The following is a 25,908-nucleotide window of genomic DNA, read 5'->3' as shown; positions in this document are numbered from 1 at the left end:
TAATGATGATGAAAAAAACAGTGATGACAACAACAGTGATGACAACAACACGCGTTTCTGGCTTGGTTCGTGCGGCACTGCTGACGGCACTGGCATCGACTTTCACTCTATCGGCACAAGCTGCCGAGGCACTGCGCGTCGCGGCAGATCCGGTTCCTCATGCGGAAATTCTGCAATTCGTGCAAAAACTGGACCCGTCATTGAATCTGAAAGTCATTGAGATCCCCAATGGTGTGAACTCCAATGAGTTGCTGGCCCACGGTGATGTGGATGCCAATTACTTCCAACATGTGCCCTATTTGCGCTCTCAAGAGCAGGCGCTGGGGCAGAAGTTTGCCGTTGCCGCCACTGTGCATATTGAGCCGCTAGGCGTTTACTCCCACAAACACAAAACCTTTGCTGATGTGCCGGATAAAGGCAGCGTAGCGGTGCCGAATAACGTCACCAATCTCAGCCGGGCGCTCTATTTGTTGCAAGATCAGGGGCTAATCACACTCAAACCGGGCTTTACTGATCCGGCGAAAAATCAGGCCACCCCGAAAGATATCGCCAGCAATCCAAAGCACCTGAAAATTTTGGAAATTGAGTCACCACAGATCCCACGTTCACTGGATGACGTTGATTTGGCAGTAATTAATGGCAACTATGCTCTGGAAGCCGGGTTGAACCCGGCCAAAGACGCCTTGGGGCTGGAGAAAGCGGCCGGTAATCCCTATGCCAATATTCTGGTCACCACGCCATCGCTGGCCAACGACCCGCGCATCATACAGTTAGCGAAAGATTTGCAGTCACCGGAAGTGGCGAAATTTATCACTGAAAAATATGCCGGCTCCGTCATCCCGGTGGCAGGCAATAAATCATGATCAGCATCGAACGCCTGAGTAAAACCTATCCGCAAGGGGGGTTACCGATGGTGGCCCTGACGGAGGTCTCGCTCGAGATCCCGACCGGCTCGGTGTTCGGTATTATTGGCCGCAGTGGTGCGGGTAAAAGCACCTTGATCCGCTGTTTGAACCTACTGGAGCGGCCCACTTCGGGCCGTATTCAGGTGGATGGTCGTGAATTAACCACCCTTTCTGACCGTGAATTACGTTTGCAGCGGCAGAATATCGGCATGATTTTCCAGAATTTTCATTTACTGCATTCACGTAATGTCTGGGACAACATTGCGGTTGGCTTGGAAATTATTGGTATGCCCAAGCCGCAACGCCAGCAACGTGTGGCCGAATTATTGGATTTAGTCGGGCTGAGTGACAAAGCCTATGCCTTTCCCTCACAGCTCTCGGGCGGGCAAAAACAGCGCGTTGGTATTGCGAGGGCGCTGGCGGCCAAACCGGCCTACCTGTTATCTGATGAGGCCACCAGTGCGCTGGACCCCGAAACCACGGCATCCATATTGGCGCTGCTGCGCGATATCAACCGTCAGTTGGGGTTAACCATTGTGCTGATCACCCATGAGTTGGATGTGGTGAAATCCATCTGTGATAACGCCGCTTTGCTTGAGCGCGGGCGAGTGGTGGAGACCGGTATGATCGCGGATTTACTGGCCTCCCCCGATTCTCGGCTAGGGCGTTCACTGCTGCCGACCTGCGGTCCGGTTTCTCTCTCGGGCACGCCGGTGGCGGAGCTGACTTTCTTTGATACTTTATCGGCTTCGCCAGTGCTCAGTGAGTTGGCACAACAACATGCGGTGGGGGTGACCTTGTTGGGCGGTGGCGTAGAATCCATTGGTGGTCAACGGGTTGGGCGCTTACAGGTTGATTTCAGCCACCCAGACGGCGGGCTAAATTTGGCTGAAATATTACAATTTCTTAATGAGCGCGGTGTGAGGGCTGAACTGATATGAACAGCGGCATGAGCTGGCAGGATCTGCTGGCATTGGTGACCAACGCCACCGGAGAAACGATTTATATGGTGGTGATCGCCACCTTTTTCACCGTGTTAATTGGCCTGCCATTAGGCATTTTGTTATTTGTTTCGCGCCCGAATGGCGTTTTACCCGCCCCTCGGCTAAATACCTTCATCGGCGCTATCGTGAATCTCGGGCGCTCAATGCCTTTTGTGGTGCTGTTGATTGCCTTAATTCCGATTACGCGCTGGATTATCGGCACCACTCTGGGCAGCACTGCCGCGATTGTTCCCATCACCTTGGGGGCGATTCCCTTTTTTGCCCGAGTGGTGGAGGCCGCTCTGGATGAAGTCGATAAAGGGCGGATTGAAGCCATTTTATCCATGGGCGGTTCAGCCAGACATGTGATCCAAAAAGTATTATTGCCGGAAGCGCTACCGGCTTTATTGGCTGGGGTGACCTTAACAGTTGTGATGCTGGTGGGGTTCTCATCCATGGCGGGCGTGATTGGCGGCGGCGGATTGGGCGATTTAGCAATTCGTTATGGTTATCAACGATTTAACAATGAAGTGATGGTCGCGACATTAATCATACTGGTGATTCTGGTGCAAGGCGTCCAAAGCTTGGGTGATAAGTGGGTCAGGTCGCTGGCGCATCGGCGGTAGTTTTTTCTGCGTATTTTCGCTTATCCACATTAGCCACTCTCTCTTTCCTTCTCTCCTCTTCTCTATCTGCCCTTGACGTTCTCTGTTGTACCTATCAAAATGATAGGTACAAATTTTAGGTGGGTGATTGAATGGAATCTAAGACACCTTCGCGCTGCTGGGGATGTGATCGAAGTCGTTACTGTACTGAAGCGGCATGAGGACGATCCGACCCTGTTCGTTATCACGGTCATGATTAAGTAAGGGAGAGAAGGTCATGTATCACTATACGGAGAGCGGCTTAACAACGGTGTGGTTGGCTAATGGCTATCATTGCGACGTTATTGATGGCGAGCGTTTTACCAGTATTGATGATGTTGATGGTTTGCATCGGCTAATCGGTAAAATATTAGTTAACCGCTGTAGTCCACTGGTCGCCGATGAAATCCGGTTTATACGGATTGAAATGAATATGTCGCAAAAATCACTGGCAACATTACTTGGTGTGGATGTCCAAACAGTTGCCCGTTGGGAAAAGGCGCAAAGCCACTTGCCACGAACAGCGGATGTTGCTTTGCGCGCGCTTTATGTAGAGTCGATTAATGAGGCCAGCGATGTGGGGCATTTCTTACGCATACTGGCAGATTCTGAAGTGCAGCAATCAATGGAAAAGTTGATTTTTGAAGAGCGCGGGCATGTCTGGCAAAGGGCGGTTTAGTGCTTTGGTATGACGATAGGCGTGATGCTTGCGCCTATCGCATTTATCTTATTAACGTTAGCCGTTTAGCGCCTGCGCTAAGTCAGCAATCAAATCTTCAGTATCCTCAATGCCCACGGACAAACGCAGTAATTGCGGGGTGATGCCGTGTTTTAAGCGGGTCTCCAGCGGGATTGAAGCATGGGTCATGCTGTAGGGCTGGCTGATTAAACTTTCGACACCCCCTAGGCTTTCGGCCAGAGTAAACAGATGTGAGCGCTTAATCACCGCGCGGGCGTAGCTGTCATCCCCTTTCAGCCTCACCGAGATCATGCCACCAAAACCCGCCATCTGTTGGGTTGCCAGCGCGTGTTGTGGGTGACTTTTCAGCCCCGGATAGTAGACATTTTCCACCTGTGGTTGCTGCTCAAGCCACTCGGCGATGCGCTGAGCGCTGTGGTTATGCCGCGCCATACGCAGTGCCAAGGTGCGCAAACCTCGTAGTGTCAGGAAACTGCTGAAGGGATCTAAAATCCCGCCGACCGCATTATGCAAAAAGCCCAATTGCTCCGCCAGTTCAGGGTTATTCCCCACCGCCGCGACTCCAGCGACCACATCTGAGTGGCCATTGATATATTTGGTGGCTGAATGCACCACAATATCAAAACCGAGATCCAGCGGGCGTTGAATGTAAGGTGAGGCAAAAGTGTTATCCGCCACACTGATAAGCTGGTGCTTTTTGGCAATCGCTGCAATCGCTGCCAGATCCGCCAGTTTTAACAGTGGGTTAGTGGGGGTCTCCACCCAGATCATTTTGGTATCAGGCTGAATGGCTTGCTCTAACGCGGCGGTATCCGCAGGGGAGACATAAGTCACCCGCAAACCTGCTGTGCGACTGCGCACCTTCTCCAGTAGGCGATAGGTGCCGCCATATAAATCATCAACGGCAATGATATGGCTACCTTGATCCAGCAGTTCAAGCACAGTTGAACAGGCCGCCAAGCCCGAGGCGAATGCGTAACCACGAATACCGCCTTCTAGCTCGGCAATGGCTTTCTCTAGCGCGGTGCGAGTGGGGTTGCCACTGCGCGAGTATTCATAGCCGGTATGTTCGCCGGGGGCCGGTTGTGCAAAAGTGGAGGTGGCGTAAATGGCTGGCATCACTGCGCCAGTGCTGTCTGGGGTGTAACCGGCGTGGACGGTTAGGGTATCGAACTTTGCCATGATAAAATCCTTAATAAGAGAAGATTAAGCCAGCTTTTGACGCCAGGTATTCAAAACATCGGTGCGGGTAATCAGGCCGAGAAAACGCTCGCCATCCAGTACCACAGCCACATGACCCTTATTAAAGGTGGTCAGCAGAGAGCGGTAATCCGCCTCTTTTTGTAGCGTGTTAACCTGACGCGTCATCGCGCTACTGGCGGGCAGTTTGAAATGGTTGGCATCGGCTTGCACCGCATTCAGCAGATCCCATTCGTCGAGCAGCCCAACCACTTTTTCGCCGTCTAATACCGGCAGTTGCGAGATGTCATACAAGCGCATCCGGGCATGGGCGACGGCCAGCGTATCTTGCGGCGAAACCGAAACGGTCGCGCCATCCTGATGGCTGTAGGTGATGAAATCGCGTAAATCGCCATGCTGAGGCTTACTCAGTAAACCCTGCTCCAGCAACCAGTAATCATTGAACATTTTCGACAAATATTTATTGCCACTGTCACAGACAAAAGTGACCACACGTTTGGGGGTGGTTTGCTCGCGGCAATAGCGCAGCGCCGCTGCCAGTAGGGTGCCAGTGGAGGAACCCGCCAGCACACCCTCTTCCCGCAATAGGGTGCGGGCGGTGCTGAAGGCTTCGGCATCATCGATTCGATAGGATTTTTTGACCTGAGAAAAGTTGCTCAATGGCGGGATGAAATCCTCACCAATACCTTCGACCAACCAGCTTCCCGCATCGCCAATCTGCGAACTGTCGACATAATCGGCTAAAATAGATCCCGCAGGGTCAGCCAGCACAAACTCGGTCGTCGGTGAAACCTCTGCGAAATATTGGCTTAGGCCACTGAGTGTGCCGCTGGAGCCGACGCCCACCACGATGGCATCAATCTGTTCGCCCATCTGCTGCCACAACTCCGGGCCAGTGGAGGTCCGATGTGCGGCGGGATTGGCCGGATTATTAAATTGGTCAATATAGAAAGCACCGGGGGTCTCTTGCGCCAGCCGCAGGGCATAATCCTGATAATAAGCCGGATGGCCTTTACCCACATCCGAGCGGGTCAGTAACACCTGTGCGCCCAAGGCCCGCAGGTGGAAAATCTTCTCCTGACTCATTTTATCCGGCACCACCAACACCAGCTTGTAGCCTTTTAGCGCGGCAACCAGCGCCAGTCCGAGGCCCGTATTGCCCGCCGTCGCCTCAATAATGGTGCCGCCGGGTGGCAACAAACCCGCTTGTTCCGCCTGTTCAATCATGGAGAGTGCGACGCGGTCTTTAATCGAGCCACCGGGGTTTTGATTTTCCAACTTCACAAACAGTTGGCACGGGCCGGTATCAAAGCGGGTCAGTTCCAGCAAGGGGGTGTGGCCGATCAGATCAAGCACCGAGCGCGGGATAGCCATTCTTCTCTCCATTAATAAAGATGTGCCATTAAAAGTGGCTTTGCTTAACAACCTATGGGCTGAATCATAGCGCCAGCGGCTTAAGCACTAAAAAGAACAAATAACCCGCCTATATTCCTTTTTGGAATATATTTATTGATTTTTAGACGTTTAGGTGCTTAGGTGTCGGGACGTACAGATAGGAAGATGTTTAGCCGTGTAGCCATCAATAATGGATAAAAATAGGCTCTTTACAAAACAAAACGTAAAACTGTGCCCAATTGACACGGCAATGGGATAAATTTAGAAAAGGTGCTGAAGTATGACTAAACTCATGATTCGGTATCAGTAGAAAGACGTTATTTTTTCGCTAATTGGACAGTGGCACTGTTCTGGGAACACCACTCATTTCCGATTATTGGCAAGGATACTCTGGCGACCTCATGATGAAATTTATCCTCCCTTTTAAGATAAAAAAATTTACGCTCAGTGCTGGGCTATTGCTCTTGGCACTGCCCGCTGCACACGCGGCTGATGATCCTGCGGCTCCTCCGGTAGATGCCAAAGCCTATGTGCTGATGGATTTCAACAGTGGAAAAGTGCTGGTTGAGGGCAACAGTGACCAGCGCCTTGATCCGGCCAGTTTGACAAAAATTATGTCCAGCTATGTGATTGGGCAGGCGATTAAAGCCGGTAAAGTGCATCCAGACGATTTAGTGACGGTGGGTAAAGATGCTTGGGCCACTGGCAATCCGGCACTGCGAGGCTCTTCACTGATGTTTTTGAAACCGGGCGATCAGGTGAAATTGTCCGATTTGAATAAAGGCATTGTGATTCAGTCCGGTAATGATGCGAGTATCGCGCTGGCGGATTATGTCGCTGGCAGTCAGGACAGTTTTGTTGGTTTGATGAATAATTACGCCAAAGCGCTGGGTCTGACGAATACCCACTTTATGACCGTGCATGGTCTTGATGCGCCAGGGCAGTACAGCACCGCCCGTGATATGGCAGTGCTAGGGCAGGCATTGATCCGCGATGTGCCAGAAGAGTATGCGCTGCATAAAGAGAAAGAGTTCACCTTTAATAATATTCGGCAGATTAACCGTAACCGTCTGTTATGGAGCACAAATCTCAACGTTGACGGCATGAAAACGGGTTTTACCACTGGCGCAGGGCATAATCTGGTGGCTTCTGCCACCGACGGGCCGATGCGGTTGATCTCCGTGGTATTAGGCGCGCCGAGTGATCGGGTTCGATTCAGTGAAAGTGAAAAACTACTGACGTGGGGATTCCGTTTCTATGAAACCGTGGTGCCAATCAAAGCCACCAAGCCTTTTGTGACGCAAAAAGTCTGGTTTGGTGATACTGGGCAGGCAGAGCTAGGTGTCGCGGAGGATGCGGCTATCACTATCCCGAAAGGGCAGATGAAGAATCTGAAAGCCAGTTATAAGCTTGATCAAACAGAATTGCGTGCGCCCTTGGCGAAACATCAAGTAGTCGGCACTATCGATTTTCAGCTAAATGGCAAAACCATTGAACAGCGCCCGCTGGTGGTGCTCAATGAAGTCAAAGAGGGCGGTTTCTTTAGCCGCATATGGGATTTCGTGATGATGAAACTCAGTCAGTGGTTTGGCGGGGTATTTGGCTAATCTTAATGTGATTGATTAATAAGATAAATGGCTACTGAGGAGTAGCCATTTATCTTGAAACAGCAATAAATCAGTTACAAGCTACAACCTTGATTGCCAGCCCACCACGGGAGGTTTCGCGGTATTTTGAGTTCATATCTTTGCCAGTTTCGTACATCGTTTCGATGACTTTATCCAAACAGACACTCGGCTCGCTCGTCCGACGCAGTGCCATACGGGCAGAGTTAACGGCTTGCACGGCGGAGATCGCATTGCGCTCAATGCAAGGCACTTGAACTTGCCCAGCAACCGGGTCACAAGTTAGCCCCAGATTGTGCTCCATGGCGATTTCAGCGGCGATACAGACCTGAGCAGGGCTACCGCCCATCAATTCAGCCAGACCGGCAGCGGCCATTGAGCAGGCAACACCCACTTCCCCCTGACACCCTACTTCAGCGCCAGAAATAGAGGCGTTCATTTTATACAGTGCACCAATCACACCAGAGACCAGAAAATAGCGGCTGTAGGAGTTCTCATTCACAGGGCGAATAAACTTATCGTAGTAAGCCAACACCGCCGGAATGATGCCACATGCGCCGTTGGTTGGTGCGGTGACAACCCGCCCGCCCGCCGCATTCTCTTCGTTGACGGCTAGCGCATACATATTGATCCAATCGACCACCATCATCGGATCGGCATTATGTTTGTCGGTCGTCACCAGCATACGGCGCAATGCAGCGGCACGACGGGGCACTCTCATTGGGCCAGGCAATAAACCTTCAGTGTTAATACCGCGTTCAATTCCGGCGCGCATGACATCCCAAATCGCCCCAAAGTGCGCGCTGATTTCAGCTTTACTGTGCAACGCCAACTCATTTTGCATCACTAAACCGGATAGTGATAACCCAGTATCTTTACAGTGTTTCTGTAAGTCGCGAGCAGAATTGAAGGGATAGGGCACCGCAACCGCGTGGCTATCTTGCTGACCAAAATGGGCTTCATCGACAATAAATCCACCGCCGATGGAGTAATAGGTCTTACTGAAAAGGGCTGCATCACCCGCATGTGCCGTGATGGTCATGCCATTCTCATGCAGGGGTAAATTGGTTTCATGGAAGTTCATCCCCCCTTGGGCCGGGAAATCAACTTCATGTTTGCCATTGGCCAACAGCAGCCGCTCACGCAGCTCGACATCGCGGATAAACCCCGCAATAGCATCAATATCAACAGTATCGGGGAGATTCCCCGCTAGGCCCATAATAATGGCGATATCAGTGTGGTGGCCTTTGCCAGTAAGAGACAGCGAGCCGTAAACATCCACAGTGATTCGTGTGACGGCAGAAAGATGCCCCAATTCGATTAAATCATCGGTAAACAGCTTGCCAGCCTTCATCGGGCCGACGGTATGGGAGCTGGAAGGACCAATACCAATCTTGAAAATGTCAAAAACGCTGACCATATATTAGCCTCTTAAAGGTTCTAATTATTAAATTGCTGACACTGCCGTGGAATAAGAAGCCGGTACGGACGCACCGGCTTTTGAAACGATTTACTGCATCAGATGGGCTGGCTGTGGAAGATAGCCAGCCCCAGCATCATTTAACCAAACAGGCTGAACAAGATTGCTGAGATAGCAATAAGGCCCATGATAACCACGAATACGTTGCTGATTTTGCCACTGTATTTGCGCATCGCTGGAACTTTATGGATGGCATACATTGGCATCAGGAACAGCAGCATGGCGATGATTGGGCCACCGAGAGTTTCAATCATGCCCAAGATGCTTGGGTTCAGAGTGGCGACAATCCAAGTGGTTACCAGCATGAACAGCGCAGTGATGCGGTTCAGTTTGTCATGATTGATGGTTTTGCCTTTGCTACGCAGAGACTTAATCATCATGCCGTTAAAGCCTTCACGTGCACCTAGGTAGTGGCCCAAGAATGATTTTGTGATGGCGATAAAGGCGATAACCGGTGCCATGTAGGCAATGATTGGGGTATTAAAGTGGTTAGCCAGATAAGACAAAATAGAGATGTTTTGGCTTTTCGCTTCTGCCAGATCTGCCGGAGAGAGGCTCAGAACACAGCTGAAGACGAAGAACATGACAGTAACAACCATCATGATGTGAGCGAAAGCCAAAATGCGGGAACATTTTTTCTCAGCATCGACGCCGTACTCTTCACGTTTTGAGACTGCAAACGCAGAGATGATCGGGGAGTGGTTGAATGAGAACACCATGACCGGAATCACCAGCCACATGGTCATCCACAGGCCGCTACCGGTGCCGTTACCGTCCATTGACACATGTTCGAAGATGGCACCAGACCAGTTCGGGATCAGGTACACCGCCAACAACATCAATGCCGCAACAAATGGGAACACCAAGATGCTCATTGCTTTTACAATGGCGTGCTCACCAAAACGCACGATAGTCATCAGGCCAATGATCAGAATCAGAGACAAAATGGCACGAGGCGGTGATGGCAGGTGCATCTGGTGGGTGATGAAGCTATCAACGGTATTAGTAATCGCGACGCTGTAAACCAACAAAATGGGGTAGATAGCGAAGAAGTAGAGAAGCGTAATCAGCTTACCTGCGCCGATACCGAAATGCTCTTCAACCACTTCAGTAATATCTTCACCCGGATTTTTACCTGAAAGCACAAAGCGGCACAGACCACGGTGAGCAAAGAAGGTCATCGGGAACGCAATGATAGCCATCACAATCAGTGGCAGTAGACCGCCGATACCGGCATTGATTGGCAGGAATAAGACACCTGCACCTATTGCTGTACCGTATAAACCCAACATCCACATGGTGTCACTTTTACGCCATGTACTCGCTGAAACTTTTCCCGTGGAGGCAAGGGTGCCTGCTTGAGTAGTGTCCATGAAAAATCTCCATTGTGAACACGTTAAATTAAAATTAAGAGCCGAAAGTTAGATACCTGTAATGCATTATTGAGTGACATTATCAGGTGAAAAATTCAGTCAAAACGATTCGGTTAAATGGGTGCCCTGGTTATTACTTTGGTGCCGTGGTCGTACTTAAAATCTAAAAATTAAAGTGCAAAATTTAACCGATCATAAACGCGTTGATTCGCTTCATCGGTTATTTCTGTTGTTGCCGTCAGTGCGGTAGTTTTTGCTGGCGGCAAGATAGCTATTTATAGTGAAAACTACCGTGATCATGCTCCCAAATGCTTAATAAACTCGTTTCAGATCATTTGTTGCAAATTTACAACTGATTGTTATATGAATGTTTGCAATTTATTACTGAAGATAATTAAAAAGCCCCTTTCTCATTTTGGTTAACAAATAAACAGTTTATTCTTCATCACTCAATTCTTGGTGTGCAATATATTTTAACCACGCGTGTGGATCTAGAAGAAAACAAGTTTTTCACCGTTTTATTGATGAATATCATTAGTCTGAAATAGAGAAATTGTTTTATATTATTGATTTTAATGTATTTATTTGTTTTTGTGATTTGTTGGAGATTCTTGGGTTTGGAGGGAGATAGAATCAGAAAATAAGAAAGAAGCAGTAATGACTATCGCTGTGGAAAATAAATCAGAAGTGTTTTTTTTGGTGGATGTTTTTATTTGTCATACGAATTATCGTGGATAATAATGTATCAGGCGATCACCTTAGATTATTCTATTATTGAAATGTGTTAAAAGAAGACCATTTGTTAAATTAATTTACGTTAAATCCAGTCAATACCTGATATTAATTAAATAATGAAATCATGTTTTAAAATTAATATGGTAAGAACAATATTTAACCATATATAAAATATGGTTATTAGCCACCTCTTTTGCAAATTAAATAGAGTTCAATTTTTGTCCGATAATACGCGGGTAGAGCTAGCTACCCGATGCTGACTGAAATGGGATTTTTACTATGAAATCAAGCTTAACAGTCGAGTTTGATACCTTGAGCTAAAAAGAACTGGCTGAATTCGGCATCAGGTTGACGGTCAGTGATCACGGCATCAAAGAGTGTGAGTGGGCCGATACTGGCGGGTTTTATTTTGCCAAACTTACTGTGGTCGGCCACCAAAATTTTATACTGAGATTTGGCAATGGCACGATGCTTTAATAAGATCTCATCAAAGTTGAAACAGGTTACGCCATACTCAACCGACACACCTGCTGCCGAGATAAAAGCCTTATTTGGACAGGCATTGTCCAGTTCATTATGCTGACTGATTGGGGTGAAAATATAGTTATTGGGTTTGAACTCACCACCACACAGGATGACTTTGCAATTAGGTTTATCTTGCAAGGAGAGAAAGGTGTTGAGCGAGTAACAAATTGCGGTAAATGCCAGCTCTTCATCGATCTCGTCAATGATAGAGGGAATGGTAGTGCCACAGTCAAAAAAAACCGTATCATTTTCCACGATTAGACGTGCTGCCAACTGGCCAATACGCCGCTTCTCTTCCACCTGTTTTGCCTGCTGATCAGACACAAAATAGCTGTTGGCATTGTTGCTTTTGGGGTCCATCACCACATAACCTCCCAGCAAAATGACTGAAGTAGGCTCGGCGCTAAGATCCCGTCGAATGGTCATTTCTGAAACCCGCAACAGACTGGCGGCATCTTTTAGATGGATTTTATCGGAACGCTTTAGGGCCTGAGTAAGTTTATTGATTCGTTCTGCACGGCGGGTTTCCATAAGCGATTCCTGACAAACTAGGCTTAATACTCTGTACTGCGAAATAGCACAGGGCAATAAATAAGCCCGGTATTAACCGGGCTTACAATGTTTTAGTAGCTTGACGCGGCCGCTTGCTGACCCGAAACGATAGCGACTCCTGAGCTAGTGCCTATTCGCGTTGCTCCTGCCAGAATCATTTTTTCAGCAATTGCTTGGTCACGAACTGCACCGGATGCCTTAACACCCATCATCGAGCCTACCGTGGCACGCATCAATTTCACATCTTCCTCTTTCGCGCCGCCAGTGCTGAAACCAGTTGAGGTTTTCACAAAGGCAACGTCTAACTCACGGCACATCTCACAAACCTGAACGATTTGTGCATCACTGAGCAAGCAAGTTTCTAATATTACCTTCAACGGTGTAGAGGCGCAATTATCGCGCACAGCCTTAATATCGGCTTTGACTTCAGCTATTTTCCCGCTTTTCAACCAGCCAACATTAATAACCATATCAATCTCTTGTGCGCCAGCTTTGATCGCCGCTTGAGCTTCAAATGCTTTTGCTTCAGTCAGACCTGCACCCAATGGGAAGCCAATGACTGAACAGACTTTAACCGGACTACCCGCTAACTGTTGAGCAGCGAGTGGAACATAACCGGAGTTCACACATACGGTATAGAAATGATGTTGTTTGGCCTCATCACACAGCTTAATAATTTGTGCTTCGGTGGCATCCATTGCCAATAGGGTATGGTCGATGTAATTAGCGTAATTGATGGTCATGCTTATTGTCCTTTTGTTCATCTGTAAGTGGATTCTATTGTTAGAATAATAACATAATAAGGATTAAACAAAGACAATTCTCACTAATTATAATGTGATTTGTTATTTAAATAACATTCATGATGAGGCATGATGCTGGTTATTTTTTAGTTAATTGATTTTACAGTACTTTTAATATTGAAGGGAAAGCGAGGATAGTGCCGATCTTTGGGCTAAATCGGCAATATGAGATCAATAACGGAGTGTTGCTAACTTCTGACCCATCCACGACTGATAGGTAAGGCAAAACTCAGGTGATAAAGGCGCTTCATGCCACTGGAGATAGCGTCTCCGAACAAATTCCACACCAACTGAGCAAATAGACAACCGATAATTCCCAATATGAAAGCACCTACCATATCTAAAGGCCAGTGGACACCCAGATAAACGCGTGACCAGGCAATGGCGATAGCGACCCCCATCATAGTGATAGCCGACCAGATTTTATGCCAAAAAACAAAGGCTAAGGCGACGGTAAAAATAGCGGTGCCGTGATCGCTCGGGAATGAGCTATCAGGGGCATGACTCAGAAAGTTATAACCAAAACCCACCACAAAAGGCCGATCGTGAGGGAAAAGCATACCAATACAGGCGGCTGAAAGCATGGAGAAAGCGAGGGCAATGGCGGCTTTGCTCACTACGGTGCGCTGTAATTCCATGGTGTTTTTCGGTCCCCATAGCCACAAGGCTACCAGCAACACAGGAACAATCATGATCAAATCGCGTGCGATGAAGGTCGCAAAAGAAATCATCCATGGCGATGATGCGGGAGTCGCATTTATCATGGAAAAGAAAAAGTAATTCATTTGTTCCATTATTCTGTACCTTTAATCACGGCTGTAATAACCGCTAATCATCCAAAACAGAGTCAACTGGCTAAGCCATACCCACCACCCCGCCCACAGGTTGTGAGTCAGAAAATGTGCTCCGCGCATAACTTGACCAAATCCCATCAGCATACCTAGGCTGACACCAGCGAACCAGCATAGGGTCGCCAGCCGAGGTCGCTCTGGATAAAACAGGAAAAACAGCGCCATGACAGCAAAGCCGCTGGAGGCGTGGCCACCGGGAAAGCAGTGACCGGGACCTGCCCCGACAGGGGGACTCTCCATCAGCACATAACTCAGGGATTTCCCGCCATACTCCACCAGATCCCAAGGGCAGGAGTGTGCGCTGGTGGCTTTTAGGATGCCGATGACCAACGGACCCACCCCAAACAGCAACATGCTGGTCACTATTCGGCCATTTCGGCGATAAAGACCCCATAACAAGGTGACCACGGCAGCGCTGATAATGGTGATTTTCAATAATCGGTGATTAAGTAAATCTAGCCAGTAATTATGTTCCAGCGGAAAATTCTGCCCAACGGGATCAAACCAATAATTGCTGATAAACCAATCCAGCTGCTCGTTACGAGATAGCCAGAGAAAGAGTAATCCACTGATCATCAACCCAAAAGCCTGCCAAAAATAGAAGGTTAGTGGCAACGAGTAAAGAGGCTTTGTCCTAATTACTGGTGTTGTTGAGGCACTATTTAATGTCAGTGTGACGCTCTTAGATTGGGGCATAGGCTTGCTGGTCTTCACGAAATAACCTGAGCAGGAAGTAGGGAGTGTTTTTACTGTAATAATTTTGTCTTAAGAAAGCCTTAAGGGAGGATAAGAGGGGGAGAGAGCGACAGGACTCAAATTTCAGGCAAGAAAAAACCCGACTAGTCTTGAACCTAAGAAGGCGGGACTATCGGGCTCCTCAATATGGGGACATCAAAGAAAAGCAGTGGCACTAATTCAGACCCCAGTCTAGTCAGAAAGTTCTGGGGAAATGAAAAAAGTATAAAAGAATGTTTAGCTTTGCCCTGAATATCCCTTTTGGTGCATTAACCTAATATTCCCGGCCAGACAATGACGATCAACGAGCCTGCTAGGGTCAATAATACGTTTGCAATGGCATAAGTGCCCGCATAGCCTAGCGCTGGGATGTTACTGCGCGCTGTGTCGCTGATGATATCCATGGCGGGTGCACAGGTTCGTGCTCCCATAATGGCCCCAAAAAGCAGGGCACGGTTCATGCGTAATACATAAGCGCCAAAGAGGAAGCAGATAACCACGGGTACCAGACTGACAATCAGGCCGGAAATCAACATTTGGCCGCCGACAGCACCCAGACTGCTATTGATACCCCCACCTGCACTTAATCCGACGCCAGCCATAAAGACCATCAATCCAAACTCTTTCACCATATTCAGCGCACCTTGCGGGATATAGCCAAAAGTAGGGTGGTTGGCACGTAAAAATCCGAGCATGATCCCGGCCATTAATAGGCCAGCGGCATTACCAATCCCGAAACTAAAGTTGCTGAACTGGAATGTAATCAGGCCGATCATCAGCCCCAAAATAAAGAATGCACAGAAAGCTAGTAGGTCAGTGACTTGACTGTGAATGGAGATAAAGCCAATTTTCTCTGCCACACTTTTGACACGTCGCGCATCGCCGCTGACTTGCAGCACATCACCTTTATTCAATACTACATTGTCATCAATCGGCATTTCGATTTGGCTGCGGATCACGCGGTTAAGGAAACAACCGTGGTCGGTCAGTTTTAAGTGGCTGAGCCGCTTGCCGACCGCATTGCTGTTTTTGACCACAATCTCTTCGGTCACAATGCGCATATCCAGCAGATCGCGGTCGAACACTTCTTTCCCGTTACGAAAACTGGGGTCAAGGCGGGAATGAGCATCGGGGTAACCCACCAGTGAGATCTCATCGCCCACTTGCAGCACCGCATCACCGTCTGGATTCGCCAAAATGCCATTACGACGAATGCGCTCAATATAGCAACCGGTTTGGCGATAAATCCCTAATTCACGTAGATTTTTACCATCTGCCCATGCAACCAACTCTGGGCCAACGCGATAGGCGCGGATCACGGGTAAATAGACTTTTCGCTGGCTATCGGTATCCAAGCCCCGCTCGCGAGCAATTTGCTGGGCGCTGGTGGGCAAATCCTGATGCTGAAGTTTGGGCAGATAGCGGGCACCTAAAATCAGGCTGACCAGCCCGATAAGATAGGTTAAGGCGTAACCGAGGCTCAGGTTATCTTGGGCGTGTTGTAGTGCCGGATTATTTGCAATGGTACTGCGTAATGTATCGCCTGCACCAACCAATACGGGTGTGGAAGTCATTGATCCGGCAAGCATCCCGGCTGTTAGGCCAATATCCCAGCCAAATAACTTACCCAGCCCCAGCGCCAAAATCATTGCGCTGCCCACCATGACCAAGGCGAGCATCAGGTAGTTTTTGCCGTCGCGGAAGAAAATAGAGAAAAAATTTGGACCAGCTTCAACGCCGACACAAAAAATAAATAGCATGAAGCCCAGATTCAGCGCTTCTGTGTTGATGGTAAAGTGTTGTTGCCCTAGCAACAGTGATACCACTAACACACCAATAGCGTTACCTAATTGGATCGGCCCCAACCGCAGTTTTCCTAGGCATAATCCTAGCGCTAAAACTACGAATAACAGCAAGATGTAGTTGCCGTTTAACAAATTTGCGACGTTTATATTCACAGGTATGACTTTCTATTAGCCCAGATGATTCACGATGCACACGCTCTTGGTCTAGAGGTAGAGCGACACAATTCATTAAATTCTAAAAAGTTATCGCCAAACAAGACATAAAAAGAGGCGATAGCGGGCTTATTCTAATCTGTCTGCTGCGAGACAGCCAGTAGTAAGCGGGAAGTTTGATGTTGCCAGAGGTAAATGCTTAATTGCAGATTAAAGGTGGGGTGATGTGCTATTAATTGCAGATGTGATGCGGCTTGTCGGTAGCATTTTTACTGTCTGACTCTACCCTTGCGCCAATAAAAAAGGGTGTTTAACACCCTTTCTCAGATAAACTCATCTAGATGGCTTGAGCGCGTATAGGCTCTTTGCCAATCAATTACTGGAACAGACTCAGATTTTCTTTAGCATAGGCTTCAAAATCAGTACAACCGCCAATGTGCTTCTCATCAATGAAAATCTGTGGCACGGTCTCTACCGGTTTGCCGACAGTTTTTTCCAGATCAGCTTTGGTGATACCTTCAGCATGGATATCGATGTAACGGAACTTAAAATCGTCACGTTCAGTTTCCAGTTTTTCTGCCAGTTCTTTAGCACGGACACAGTAAGGACATCCAGGACGCCCGAAAATCACAGCAAACATGTAAAACTCCTTGATTAATTTGAGATAATCACTTCGCCAACAGTTACTGATATATTCAACTGTTAAATGACTACTAGCGTATTGCTCACTCTCACTGGGGTCTACTATGCCCTTTGGCGTGGTGAAAAAAAAGCAGGAATTACCTGTTGATATGATAAATCCTGCCTATTTGCTTCTCGGTACTGTTACAAATTGTGGGGATTCAATACACTGGGTCAATGTTTATATATACCCAAGGAACCTCGAGTTGCAGCAAACGTCGCTGCGGCTTCAGTTTCAAGGGTACAGAGCCTATCGGAGGTAAAGATGCGCTCGTTAGGAGATATGCCCCGTATTGTGATTATTTCAGAAGTGTTGGGGATGCTGTTACTGGTTGCCGCCTACCTTAGTATCAATGACTTTATATCATTGCCGGGTACGATGGGCACACCGGCTGTTGCGATTATTATGATTTTTATCGGGATCGGCCTGATGATCCCTGCGGCAGTCTGTATTGTTTGGCGCGTAGCCAGTGGATTTGGTCCATTATTAGGGAGCGCCGATAGAATATCTCGGCCACAAACCAAGAAAGAGCTGGATAAAGTGCAATCCGAAAAAGAGAATAAATCTGAGTCGGATAAGTAATGAGTCTTAATCAGGGCATTAAATTAGTCGGGATTGGTCATGGCGCTGTCGGCCAATATTCCGTAAGCTATGCCACTTTTCGTATTATGAGAATCGTGAGGTAGGTAGTTATGGATTCACTCATCGTCCCGGACTTAACCTTATTACGGCGTTGGCTGGATCAACTCGGTATCTCATTTTATGAATGCGATTCCTGCCAGGCGCTGCATTTGCCGCATATGCAAAATTTTGAGGGTGTGTTTGATGCCAAAATCGATTTGGTTGATAACGTCATCCTGTTCTCGGCGTTGGCCGAAGTCAGACCGACGGCACTGATTCCATTAGTGGCGGATCTCAGTCAAATCAATGCTAGCTCTCTGACGGTGAAAGCCTTTATTGATATTCAGGATGATAATCTGCCGAAACTGATTGTCTGCCAATCACTGACGGTAGAAGTGGGGGTGACATTGGCCCAGTTTGGCTACTTTATGCAGCAGTGTGAAGAGCAGATTTCGATGATTATTCTCGAAGCACGCGCCAATGATCTGCTGTTTATTGGTACTGGCGAAGAGGACGAAGCACCGCAAACAGCCACCGCTTATCCCGTTATCCACTAATATACCTTCATTCAATGTGCCGCTGACTCTGGCGGCACAAAGCTATTCCCCCTGCAAACCATAAGATCTTCTGCTTTTTACCCTATTTAGCCAGATATTTATCGCCGTTTATACCGTTGGTGGCGCATTACATAGATAAAATATGCATAAAAAATCGATAAAAGGCGTTTTTTACCCTAGAGTCTGGTGCAGATTGCGAACTGCGGTTATGCTGCTGTTTCTGCAAGGGGCATTATATTCCCCCACAAAAACAGTGATTATTATTGCTAGGACAATAATCACACCGAATGCATAGTCATGCACTCGGTGTTTGTGGCCATTGGCTCTTGTCAGGGTAACGGTGTTGTATCCGATCGGGTACAAATTTAGCGTACTATTTCACCCCCTATTTGGAGGAGTTAACGGATGTTCACCCAACGTAAAAAGTGGTTATCGGGTGTTGCTGCTGGCCTATTAATGGCCGCGTCCGTCTCAGCATCTGCTGAGGAAAAAACACTGCACGTTTACAACTGGTCCGATTATATCGCGCCGGATACGCTGGCTAATTTCCAGAAAGAGACCGGCATTAAGGTTGTCTATGATGTGTTTGACTCCAACGAGGTGTTGGAAGGTAAGTTGATGGCAGGGAGCACTGGGTTTGATTTAGTGGTGCCGTCAGCCAGTTTCCTTGAACGCCAATTGTCTGCGGGCGTATTTAAGCCGCTAGATAAAAGTAAATTACCCAATTATAAAAATCTCGATCCTGAGCTATTGGCACTCGTCAGCAAGCACGATCCCGATAATAAATTCGCGATCCCTTATCTGTGGGCAACCACGGGGATTGGTTATAACGTCGAAAAAGTGAAAGCCGCGTTAGGAAAAGATGCACCGGTAAACAGTTGGGATCTGGTGTTGAAACCTGAAAATCTTGAGAAGCTGAAAAGTTGCGGTGTCTCGTTCCTTGATGCGCCAAGTGAGATTTTTGCTACTGTACTGAATTACTTGGGTAAAGATCCCAACAGTATTCAGGCGACCGACTACACTGGCCCTGCAACGGAATTATTACTGAAATTGCGGCCGAACATCCGTTATTTCCACTCTTCACAGTACATTAATGATCTGGCGAACGGCGACATCTGTGTGGCTGTCGGTTGGGCGGGGGACATCATGCAAGCCTCTAATCGTGCTAAAGAAGCGAAAAATGGCGTGAATGTGGCCTACAGCATTCCAAAAGAGGGGGCATTGGCTTTCTTTGATGTGTTTGCAATGCCATCTGATGCTAAAAATCAGGATGAAGCCTATCAGTTCCTTAATTACCTGATGCGCCCTGATGTGATTGCGAATATCAGTAACCATGTGTTCTATGCTAACGCCAACAAAGCCGCGACACCGCTGGTTAATGCTGAAGTCCGTGATAATCCCGGTATTTATCCACCGGCAGAGGTGCGCGCTAAAATGTTCACGCTGAAAGTACAAGAACCGAAAATTGATCGTGTGATCACCCGGGCTTGGACAAAAGTGAAAAGTGGTAAATAATTCATTGATGGGAAAGTAAAATAGACCATGGTAGGAACAGGGGGTTATCTCTCTGTTCCTGTTTTTTATTGCGCCGCACTGAGAATGCGGCCTGTTCTGCTTTCACGGAGAGCACGCTGAGTGAATGATGTAATTCCCCGCCCGCAGCCCAAATCCCAGAAGGTGTTTACGCCCTTGCTGGAGATCCGCAACTTAACCAAATCCTTTGATGGTCAGGCCGCTGTAGATGATGTCAATTTGACCATCTACAAAGGTGAGATCTTTGCGCTGTTGGGGGCTTCAGGTTGTGGCAAATCCACCCTGCTGCGTATGCTGGCCGGTTTTGAACAGCCAACACAGGGGCAGATAGTCCTTGATGGGCAGGATCTCTCCCACGTGCCGCCCTATCAGCGTCCGATCAACATGATGTTTCAGTCGTATGCGCTGTTCCCGCATATGACTGTTGAGCAAAATATTGCGTTTGGTTTGAAGCAAGACAAGATGCCTTCGGCTGAGATCAAAAGTCGGGTTGCTGAGATGCTGACGCTCGTGCACATGCAAGAGTTCGCCAAACGCAAACCACACCAGTTATCCGGTGGTCAGCGTCAGCGTGTCGCATTGGCGCGCAGCTTGGCGAAACGGCCAAAATTGCTGCTGCTGGATGAGCCAATGGGTGCGCTGGATAAAAAGTTGCGCGATCGGATGCAACTGGAAGTGGTGGATATTCTGGAGCGAGTCGGGGCCACTTGTGTAATGGTGACGCACGATCAGGAAGAGGCCATGACCATGGCGGGGCGCATTGCCATAATGAATCGTGGCAAATTTGTGCAAATTGGTGAGCCAGAAGAGATTTATGAGCACCCGAACAGCAGATTTAGTGCTGAATTCATTGGCTCAGTCAATGTGTTTGAGGGGGTATTAAAAGAGCGGTTGGACGATGCGTTGGTCATCGACAGCCCCGGTTTGCGCCATCCGCTAAAAGTGGATTCTGATGCCTCGGTGGTTGACGGCGTTCCGGTATTTGTTGCTCTGCGACCGGAAAAAGTGATGCTGTGCGAGCAGGTGCCGGAAGATGGCTGCAACTTTGCGGTGGGCGAAGTGGTACACATTGCTTATCTGGGCGATCTCTCGATCTATCACGTCAAACTCCATAGCGGTCAGATGCTGAGTGCACAGTTGCAAAATGGTCATCGCTACCGCAAAGGGATGCCCACTTGGGGCGATGAAGTGCAACTGTGCTGGGATGCTGACAGCTGCGTGGTCTTGAGCAGCTAATGGTCTTTGGGAGCTAAATATTGTGATACCAGAATCCACTCATGGCGCAGCAGAGCCGCCGGCCCGGGCTGTTGGGCCAATCAAGGCACTGATACAACGTTTCCAGATGGCACATGGCCGTAAACTGGTCATCGCCATGCCTTATCTATGGCTATTTCTGCTGTTTATGCTGCCATTCCTGATTGTGTTCAAAATCAGTTTGGCTGAGATGGCCCGTGCTGTACCGCCCTACACCGATTTGATGACTTGGCTGGATGGCAAGCTGGATATCTCGCTGAATCTGGGTAATTACCTGCAACTGCTCGAAGATCCACTCTATATCGATGCCTATTTGCAATCACTGCAAGTGGCGGCAGTCTCAACAATTTGCTGCCTGATTATCGGCTATCCATTGGCTTGGGCTATCGCCCACAGCAAATCATCTACACGCAATATCTTATTGCTGCTGGTGATTTTGCCGTCATGGACATCATTCCTGATTCGAGTTTATGCCTGGATGGGCATCCTGAAAAACAACGGCATTTTGAATAATTTCCTGATGTGGACTGGGATTATCGATCAACCGCTAATTATTCTGCACACCAATCTGGCGGTATATATTGGCGTGGTCTATTCCTATCTGCCGTTTATGGTGCTACCTATCTATACCGCACTCACCCGACTGGATTACTCGTTGGTGGAAGCGGCATCGGATCTGGGTGCTAAACCCTTTAAGACCTTTGTCAGTGTCATTATGCCGCTCACCAAAGGCGGGATTGTCGCGGGTTCCATGTTGGTGTTTATTCCGGCGGTGGGTGAGTTTGTTATCCCTGAACTGCTCGGTGGGCCGGATAGCATCATGATTGGCCGTATTTTGTGGCAAGAATTCTTCAATAACCGCGACTGGCCGGTGGCTTCAGCGGTGGCAACGGTAATGTTGGTGTTGCTGATTGTGCCGATACTTTGGTTCCACAAACACCAAAATAGAGAGTCTGGAGGCGCGGTATGAACAACCTACCGGAAGTACGGTCGGTCTGGCGTCGGGTGATCCTGATTATCGGTTATACCTTCCTGTATGCGCCGATGCTGATGCTGGTCATTTACTCATTCAACAGCTCAAAACTGGTCACCGTCTGGGCGGGTTGGTCTATCCGCTGGTATATCGAACTGTTTAACGATTCAGCAATGATATCAGCCGTGGGATTGAGTCTGACTATCGCTGCTGCCTCCGCCACCATGGCGGTAGTGTTGGGGACGATTGCGGCTGTCGTGATGGTGCGTTTCGGGCGTTTTCGCGGCTCTACCGGTTTCGCTTTTATGCTGACTGCGCCGCTGGTCATGCCTGATGTCATTACCGGTTTATCCCTGCTACTGTTGTTTGTCGCCATGGGGCACGCCATCGGTTGGCCCGCAGAGCGCGGCATGTTCACTATCTGGCTGGCACATGTCACCTTTTGTACTGCCTATGTGACAGTGGTGATCAGTTCGCGCTTACGTGAGCTAGATCGCTCTATTGAAGAGGCGGCCATGGATCTGGGGGCCACACCCCTGAAAGTGTTTTTTGTGATCACTGTCCCGATGATTGCTCCGGCATTAATTTCCGGCTGGTTGCTGGCCTTTACCCTGTCGCTGGACGATTTGGTGATTGCCAGTTTTGTCGCCGGGCCGGGGGCGACCACATTACCGATGCTGGTGTTCTCTAGTGTAAGGATGGGGGTTAATCCAGAGATAAATGCGCTGGCGACCTTGATTCTGCTGGTGGTTGGCATCATCGGCTTAATTGCATGGTGGTTTATGTCCCGTTCAGAAAAACAGCGACTGCGTGAATTGCGTAAAGCGGCTCGCAGTTGACTGTTAATCAATAGTTGGCTGTTAATTAATGGCTGATCGCCCTTAAAACTGTTAGTCTTTCTCTTACTTTGACGCCGCTTTCGAGCGGCGTTATTGTGAGGGATAACATCAGGTTGTAGATAACTGAACAGGGATACAGACAGGGCAATATGAGATTACCATTTTCATCCTCAGCGTTTTCATCTTCAGCAACTACTCCTGTACCGGTTTTAATTGCCGGAACGGCCATCATTGCCACCCAATTTCTCGGCGTGCTCCTATTGGTGGCTGAATTGGGGTGGGGGGGCACGAGTGAATTTCTTGATGAAAACCTGCAAAGCTGGGACTCCGCTCTGATCTTAGTCGCCAGTATCTTATTGCTATTACTGGAAATTGTCTGCGGCGTGGCAGTCTGCCGTCGGCAGAACTGGGCGCGCTGGTGCTATCTGCTCTGCCAGATACTCATCATTTTCTACCTATTGATAGTTTCACTTGATTGGCTGGTACTGGATGTTTTCCGTGTCGAGGGCGATAGCGGTGCTGAAATCCTGCATAGTCTCTTGCTGCAAAAAATTCCTGATGTTGTGATTATCGGCTTGTTATTTTTCCCCTGGCATCGCTATTTCCACCACGCAAAATGAGTGTTTAGCGCAACACAGTGCTACAATTCGCCCCCACCAACAGCTTCGGCTGCGAATTATTTAACGTCTCAGATTATAACGGTCAATTATTAATGCATTGCGCTCAGTATACGGCGGGTCGCTGCCGTTCCTGCCAGTGGCTGGATAAACCCTATCCGCAGCAACTGGCTGACAAACAACATCATTTGGAAGATCTGTTGGCGGGTCACACTGTGACTCAATGGCTAACGCCGATTTTCGGGCGCGAGAGTGCTTTTCGGAATAAAGCGAAGATGGTAGTCAGTGGCAGTGTTGAGCGCCCGTTATTGGGGATGTTGCATCGCGACGGCACCGCCGTTGATTTATGCGACTGTCCACTCTATCCCGCCACTTTTGCGCCCGTGTTTACGGTACTAAAAACCTTTATCGCCCACGCAGGCCTGACACCCTATAACGTTGCCCGCAAGCGCGGCGAGCTTAAATTCCTGTTATTGACTGAAAGCACCTATAGCGGCGAGTTGATGCTGCGCTTTGTCTTGCGCTCTGAAACCAAACTGGCGCAATTGCAGGCGGCGTTGCCGTGGTTACAGCAACAATTGCCCCAACTGGCGGTGATCTCGGCCAATATTCAGCCGGTGCATATGGCGATTTTGGAAGGGGAGCGAGAGATCCCCCTGACTGAGCAGCAGGCGCTACCTGAGCAGTTTAATCAGGTGCCACTGTTTATCCGCCCGCAAAGTTTTTTCCAGACAAATCCGCAAGTTGCAGCCTCGCTCTATGCCACGGCACGGCAATGGGTACGCGAGTTGAGCATCAGTAGCATGTGGGATCTGTTCTGCGGTGTGGGGGGCTTTGGTTTACATTGCGCGGGGCCAGAGACTCAGCTCACTGGGATTGAAATCAGCGCCGAAGCCATCGCCTGTGCACGCCAGTCAGCGGATCAACTAGGGCTAAAAAATGTCAGTTTTGCCGCGTTGGACTCCACCCGTTTTGCCACCGCAGAAGCACAAGTACCGCAATTGGTATTAGTTAACCCGCCACGGCGCGGAATGGGAGCTGAACTCTGTGATTATCTTGCTCAGATGGCGCCTGAATTCATTCTCTATTCAAGCTGTAATGCAGAGACAATGGCGAAAGATATCAGTAGGTTAACGGGGTATCGTATTGAGCGGGTGCAGTTGTTTGATCTGTTTCCGCACACAGCCCACTATGAAGTCCTTATACTACTTATCCTTCGTACTTGAAGCCGCAGCGGTGTTGGCTACGACTTCAAGTATGCAGAATATTATTGAGGGAACCACTTATCATTGATGGCTTTATATGTCCCATCAGCTTTCACCGCATCAATGGCTTTATTTAGTTTTTCCAGCAGTGCGGTGTTATCTGGGCGCACAGCAATCCCCAGACCCGTCCCGAAATATTGCGGGTCAGTCACATGCTCGCCCACTGACGCCAGATTCGGGTTGGTTTTCAGCCACTCATTCACTACCGCAGTATCGCCAAATACCCCATCAATACGGCCATTTTTCAGGTCAATAATGGCATTTTGATAGCTGTCATAAGCCACGGTTTGGATTTCAGGGTGCTTATCTTGCAAATATTTCTGATGCGTCGTCCCGTTTTCCATCCCAATTTTCTTGCCTTTCAGATCAGCAAAAGAGCTGAACTTGCCTTTTGGGGCGATCACGATGGCTGAGTTGGCATAGTAAGGTTGGGTGAAGGCGACTTGCTTGCTACGTTCCGGCGTGATGTCCATACCGGAGATAACAGCATCATAACGTTTGAATTTAAGTGCTGGGATCAGGCTATCAAAGGCTTGATTAGTGAATGTGCAGTTGGCTTCCATTTGCTTACATAATGCTTTTGCCAGATCCATATCAAAGCCGACAATCTCATTATTGGCACCAATTGATTCAAATGGCGGGTAGGTGGCTGAGGCGGCAAAACGGATAGTCTCCGCTGCGGTAGCACTGAAAACCATACCACTTAAGATTGTTGCCAATAATAACTTTTTCATGCTTAAACTCCTGTCAGAATTTTATAAATAGAATGTGCTATTAGTTATTGATTTTATTGTTACTAGTGATTTGTTATCGCGATTTATTTGGATAACTGATGGCATTTACATTGCCAGTTTATGAATTTATATGCAAGTAATGTGATTAAAAATTTAGTTTTTTTATTTTTTTAAGAGAAGAGGGGGATGATTGGTTCGGTTGTTGGATATCGGATCAGGTTTCGGGTGATAGTCGTTCAGCGCTTAAGATCAAAAGAGAAAGGCAAAATCAAAACCGTGGTTTTGACCTTGAAGTTAAAAGCACATTTGAGCGAGGGCACCCACGAAGTGGGCAAGCGATACGTGCGCTAGCGCAGGGGTTCCAAGGGG

At 48.4% G+C, this 25,908-nt stretch carries 24 protein-coding genes; 13 read left to right on the top strand and 11 right to left on the bottom strand.

Features of this window, described 5'->3' with window-relative positions; genetic code table 11:
• The first annotated feature begins 38 nt into the window (after positions 1 to 38).
• From HRD69_RS18305 to HRD69_RS18290, 4 genes are all read left to right on the top strand, one after another.
• Positions 39 to 863: a MetQ/NlpA family ABC transporter substrate-binding protein gene (locus tag HRD69_RS18305; RefSeq protein ID WP_032813169.1), complete on the top strand. Its 825-nt coding sequence runs from the start codon at positions 39 to 41 to the stop codon at positions 861 to 863.
• Positions 860 to 1,846 carry a methionine ABC transporter ATP-binding protein gene (locus HRD69_RS18300; protein WP_032813119.1) on the top strand — a complete coding sequence of 329 codons (987 nt, stop codon included), beginning with the start codon at positions 860 to 862 and terminating at the stop codon, positions 1,844 to 1,846. Before HRD69_RS18305 ends, HRD69_RS18300 begins: the two co-directional genes overlap by 4 nt.
• Positions 1,843 to 2,514, top strand: coding sequence for a methionine ABC transporter permease (locus HRD69_RS18295; RefSeq protein WP_032813120.1), 672 nt, complete (start codon positions 1,843 to 1,845; stop codon positions 2,512 to 2,514). Before HRD69_RS18300 ends, HRD69_RS18295 begins: the two co-directional genes overlap by 4 nt.
• Positions 2,515 to 2,770: 256 nt before the next feature.
• Positions 2,771 to 3,211 (top strand): helix-turn-helix domain-containing protein, encoded by a 441-nt coding sequence (locus HRD69_RS18290; RefSeq protein WP_032813121.1) that lies wholly within the window; start codon positions 2,771 to 2,773, stop codon positions 3,209 to 3,211.
• 57 nt (positions 3,212 to 3,268) lie between these two features.
• Here HRD69_RS18290 and HRD69_RS18285 read toward each other — a convergent pair whose 3' ends face one another.
• Positions 3,269 to 4,414, bottom strand: coding sequence for a trans-sulfuration enzyme family protein (locus HRD69_RS18285; protein WP_004873690.1), 1,146 nt, complete (start codon positions 4,412 to 4,414; stop codon positions 3,269 to 3,271).
• A 24-nt stretch (positions 4,415 to 4,438) separates the two neighbouring features.
• Positions 4,439 to 5,806 (bottom strand): pyridoxal-phosphate dependent enzyme, encoded by a 1,368-nt coding sequence (locus HRD69_RS18280; RefSeq protein ID WP_004873691.1) that lies wholly within the window; start codon positions 5,804 to 5,806, stop codon positions 4,439 to 4,441.
• A 422-nt stretch (positions 5,807 to 6,228) separates the two neighbouring features.
• Here HRD69_RS18280 and HRD69_RS18275 point away from each other — a divergent pair, with 422 nt between their 5' ends.
• Positions 6,229 to 7,434, top strand: coding sequence for a serine hydrolase (locus HRD69_RS18275; RefSeq protein WP_032813122.1), 1,206 nt, complete (start codon positions 6,229 to 6,231; stop codon positions 7,432 to 7,434).
• A gap of 70 nt (positions 7,435 to 7,504) precedes the next feature.
• Here the strand turns inward: HRD69_RS18275 and HRD69_RS18270 are convergent, their stop codons facing one another.
• From HRD69_RS18270 to HRD69_RS18235, 8 genes are all read right to left on the bottom strand, one after another.
• The gene (locus HRD69_RS18270; protein ID WP_004873693.1) at positions 7,505 to 8,872 is read right to left on the bottom strand and encodes an L-serine ammonia-lyase; all 1,368 of its coding nucleotides are present in this window, start codon (positions 8,870 to 8,872) and stop codon (positions 7,505 to 7,507) included.
• Positions 8,873 to 9,012: 140 nt separating this feature from the next.
• Positions 9,013 to 10,305 (bottom strand): HAAAP family serine/threonine permease, encoded by a 1,293-nt coding sequence (locus HRD69_RS18265; RefSeq protein ID WP_004873694.1) that lies wholly within the window; start codon positions 10,303 to 10,305, stop codon positions 9,013 to 9,015.
• Between the two features lie 1,026 nt (positions 10,306 to 11,331).
• Positions 11,332 to 12,096 carry a DNA-binding transcriptional repressor DeoR gene (gene deoR / locus HRD69_RS18260; protein WP_004873695.1) on the bottom strand — a complete coding sequence of 255 codons (765 nt, stop codon included), beginning with the start codon at positions 12,094 to 12,096 and terminating at the stop codon, positions 11,332 to 11,334.
• 92 nt (positions 12,097 to 12,188) lie between these two features.
• The gene (gene deoC / locus HRD69_RS18255; RefSeq protein ID WP_004873696.1) at positions 12,189 to 12,860 is read right to left on the bottom strand and encodes a deoxyribose-phosphate aldolase; all 672 of its coding nucleotides are present in this window, start codon (positions 12,858 to 12,860) and stop codon (positions 12,189 to 12,191) included.
• Between the two features lie 248 nt (positions 12,861 to 13,108).
• Positions 13,109 to 13,714, bottom strand: a complete 606-nt coding sequence (ybjG, locus tag HRD69_RS18250; RefSeq protein WP_032813123.1) for an undecaprenyl-diphosphate phosphatase — start codon at positions 13,712 to 13,714, stop codon at positions 13,109 to 13,111.
• Positions 13,715 to 13,726: 12 nt separating this feature from the next.
• On the bottom strand, positions 13,727 to 14,386 hold the full coding sequence (locus tag HRD69_RS18245) for a phosphatase PAP2 family protein (protein ID WP_004873698.1): 660 nt from the start codon (positions 14,384 to 14,386) through the stop codon (positions 13,727 to 13,729).
• A gap of 389 nt (positions 14,387 to 14,775) precedes the next feature.
• Positions 14,776 to 16,464: an aspartate:alanine antiporter gene (locus HRD69_RS18240; protein WP_032813125.1), complete on the bottom strand. Its 1,689-nt coding sequence runs from the start codon at positions 16,462 to 16,464 to the stop codon at positions 14,776 to 14,778.
• A 376-nt stretch (positions 16,465 to 16,840) separates the two neighbouring features.
• The gene (locus tag HRD69_RS18235) at positions 16,841 to 17,104 is read right to left on the bottom strand and encodes a GrxA family glutaredoxin (RefSeq protein ID WP_004873700.1); all 264 of its coding nucleotides are present in this window, start codon (positions 17,102 to 17,104) and stop codon (positions 16,841 to 16,843) included.
• Positions 17,105 to 17,410: 306 nt separating this feature from the next.
• On the opposite strand from HRD69_RS18235, the gene HRD69_RS18230 reads away from it, so the two are divergent.
• From HRD69_RS18230 to rlmC, 8 genes are all read left to right on the top strand, one after another.
• On the top strand, positions 17,411 to 17,728 hold the full coding sequence (locus HRD69_RS18230; RefSeq protein ID WP_032813127.1) for a YbjC family protein: 318 nt from the start codon (positions 17,411 to 17,413) through the stop codon (positions 17,726 to 17,728).
• A gap of 110 nt (positions 17,729 to 17,838) precedes the next feature.
• Positions 17,839 to 18,324 carry a type III secretion system chaperone family protein gene (locus HRD69_RS18225; protein ID WP_004873702.1) on the top strand — a complete coding sequence of 162 codons (486 nt, stop codon included), beginning with the start codon at positions 17,839 to 17,841 and terminating at the stop codon, positions 18,322 to 18,324.
• A gap of 405 nt (positions 18,325 to 18,729) precedes the next feature.
• Positions 18,730 to 19,839 (top strand): spermidine/putrescine ABC transporter substrate-binding protein PotF, encoded by a 1,110-nt coding sequence (gene potF / locus HRD69_RS18220; protein WP_004873703.1) that lies wholly within the window; start codon positions 18,730 to 18,732, stop codon positions 19,837 to 19,839.
• A gap of 120 nt (positions 19,840 to 19,959) precedes the next feature.
• Positions 19,960 to 21,093, top strand: coding sequence for a putrescine ABC transporter ATP-binding subunit PotG (gene potG, locus HRD69_RS18215; protein ID WP_032813128.1), 1,134 nt, complete (start codon positions 19,960 to 19,962; stop codon positions 21,091 to 21,093).
• A gap of 22 nt (positions 21,094 to 21,115) precedes the next feature.
• Positions 21,116 to 22,081 carry a putrescine ABC transporter permease PotH gene (gene potH / locus HRD69_RS18210; RefSeq protein ID WP_004873706.1) on the top strand — a complete coding sequence of 322 codons (966 nt, stop codon included), beginning with the start codon at positions 21,116 to 21,118 and terminating at the stop codon, positions 22,079 to 22,081.
• Positions 22,078 to 22,923, top strand: coding sequence for a putrescine ABC transporter permease PotI (potI, locus tag HRD69_RS18205; protein ID WP_048619859.1), 846 nt, complete (start codon positions 22,078 to 22,080; stop codon positions 22,921 to 22,923). Before potH ends, potI begins: the two co-directional genes overlap by 4 nt.
• 149 nt (positions 22,924 to 23,072) lie before the next feature.
• Positions 23,073 to 23,543: a YbjO family protein gene (locus tag HRD69_RS18200; RefSeq protein WP_004873709.1), complete on the top strand. Its 471-nt coding sequence runs from the start codon at positions 23,073 to 23,075 to the stop codon at positions 23,541 to 23,543.
• A 92-nt stretch (positions 23,544 to 23,635) separates the two neighbouring features.
• Entirely contained in the window at positions 23,636 to 24,766 is a 1,131-nt protein-coding gene (rlmC, locus tag HRD69_RS18195; RefSeq protein WP_032813170.1) for a 23S rRNA (uracil(747)-C(5))-methyltransferase RlmC, read from the top strand.
• Positions 24,767 to 24,807: 41 nt separating this feature from the next.
• Here the strand turns inward: rlmC and HRD69_RS18190 are convergent, their stop codons facing one another.
• On the bottom strand, positions 24,808 to 25,539 hold the full coding sequence (locus tag HRD69_RS18190) for an arginine ABC transporter substrate-binding protein (protein WP_004873711.1): 732 nt from the start codon (positions 25,537 to 25,539) through the stop codon (positions 24,808 to 24,810).
• Positions 25,540 to 25,908: the final 369 nt, after the last annotated feature.

Source organism: Yersinia mollaretii ATCC 43969 (assembly GCF_013282725.1).
Classification (GTDB): domain Bacteria; phylum Pseudomonadota; class Gammaproteobacteria; order Enterobacterales; family Enterobacteriaceae; genus Yersinia; species Yersinia mollaretii.
The sequence above is the reverse complement of the archived record's forward strand: the minus strand, read 5'-3'. Positions and strand labels throughout refer to the sequence as shown.

Bases quoted from the DNA above. Each gene is read 5' to 3' on its own strand.
- ybjG (WP_032813123.1), bottom strand. From the start codon at position 13,714: ATGGAACAAATGAATTACTTTTTCTTTTCCATGATAAATGCGACTCCC.
- HRD69_RS18290 (WP_032813121.1), top strand. From the start codon at position 2,771: ATGTATCACTATACGGAGAGCGGCTTAACAACGGTGTGGTTGGCTAAT.
- HRD69_RS18300 (WP_032813119.1), top strand. From the start codon at position 860: ATGATCAGCATCGAACGCCTGAGTAAAACCTATCCGCAAGGGGGGTTA.
- HRD69_RS18285 (WP_004873690.1), bottom strand. From the start codon at position 4,414: ATGGCAAAGTTCGATACCCTAACCGTCCACGCCGGTTACACCCCAGAC.
- HRD69_RS18200 (WP_004873709.1), top strand. From the start codon at position 23,073: ATGAGATTACCATTTTCATCCTCAGCGTTTTCATCTTCAGCAACTACT.
- HRD69_RS18295 (WP_032813120.1), top strand. From the start codon at position 1,843: ATGAACAGCGGCATGAGCTGGCAGGATCTGCTGGCATTGGTGACCAAC.
- HRD69_RS18265 (WP_004873694.1), bottom strand. From the start codon at position 10,305: ATGGACACTACTCAAGCAGGCACCCTTGCCTCCACGGGAAAAGTTTCA.
- deoR (WP_004873695.1), bottom strand. From the start codon at position 12,096: ATGGAAACCCGCCGTGCAGAACGAATCAATAAACTTACTCAGGCCCTA.
- HRD69_RS18225 (WP_004873702.1), top strand. From the start codon at position 17,839: ATGGATTCACTCATCGTCCCGGACTTAACCTTATTACGGCGTTGGCTG.
- HRD69_RS18230 (WP_032813127.1), top strand. From the start codon at position 17,411: ATGCGCTCGTTAGGAGATATGCCCCGTATTGTGATTATTTCAGAAGTG.
- HRD69_RS18275 (WP_032813122.1), top strand. From the start codon at position 6,229: ATGATGAAATTTATCCTCCCTTTTAAGATAAAAAAATTTACGCTCAGT.
- HRD69_RS18305 (WP_032813169.1), top strand. From the start codon at position 39: ATGACAACAACACGCGTTTCTGGCTTGGTTCGTGCGGCACTGCTGACG.
- HRD69_RS18190 (WP_004873711.1), bottom strand. From the start codon at position 25,539: ATGAAAAAGTTATTATTGGCAACAATCTTAAGTGGTATGGTTTTCAGT.
- potF (WP_004873703.1), top strand. From the start codon at position 18,730: ATGTTCACCCAACGTAAAAAGTGGTTATCGGGTGTTGCTGCTGGCCTA.
- HRD69_RS18235 (WP_004873700.1), bottom strand. From the start codon at position 17,104: ATGTTTGCTGTGATTTTCGGGCGTCCTGGATGTCCTTACTGTGTCCGT.
- deoC (WP_004873696.1), bottom strand. From the start codon at position 12,860: ATGACCATCAATTACGCTAATTACATCGACCATACCCTATTGGCAATG.
- HRD69_RS18270 (WP_004873693.1), bottom strand. From the start codon at position 8,872: ATGGTCAGCGTTTTTGACATTTTCAAGATTGGTATTGGTCCTTCCAGC.
- rlmC (WP_032813170.1), top strand. From the start codon at position 23,636: ATGCATTGCGCTCAGTATACGGCGGGTCGCTGCCGTTCCTGCCAGTGG.
- potI (WP_048619859.1), top strand. From the start codon at position 22,078: ATGAACAACCTACCGGAAGTACGGTCGGTCTGGCGTCGGGTGATCCTG.
- HRD69_RS18280 (WP_004873691.1), bottom strand. From the start codon at position 5,806: ATGGCTATCCCGCGCTCGGTGCTTGATCTGATCGGCCACACCCCCTTG.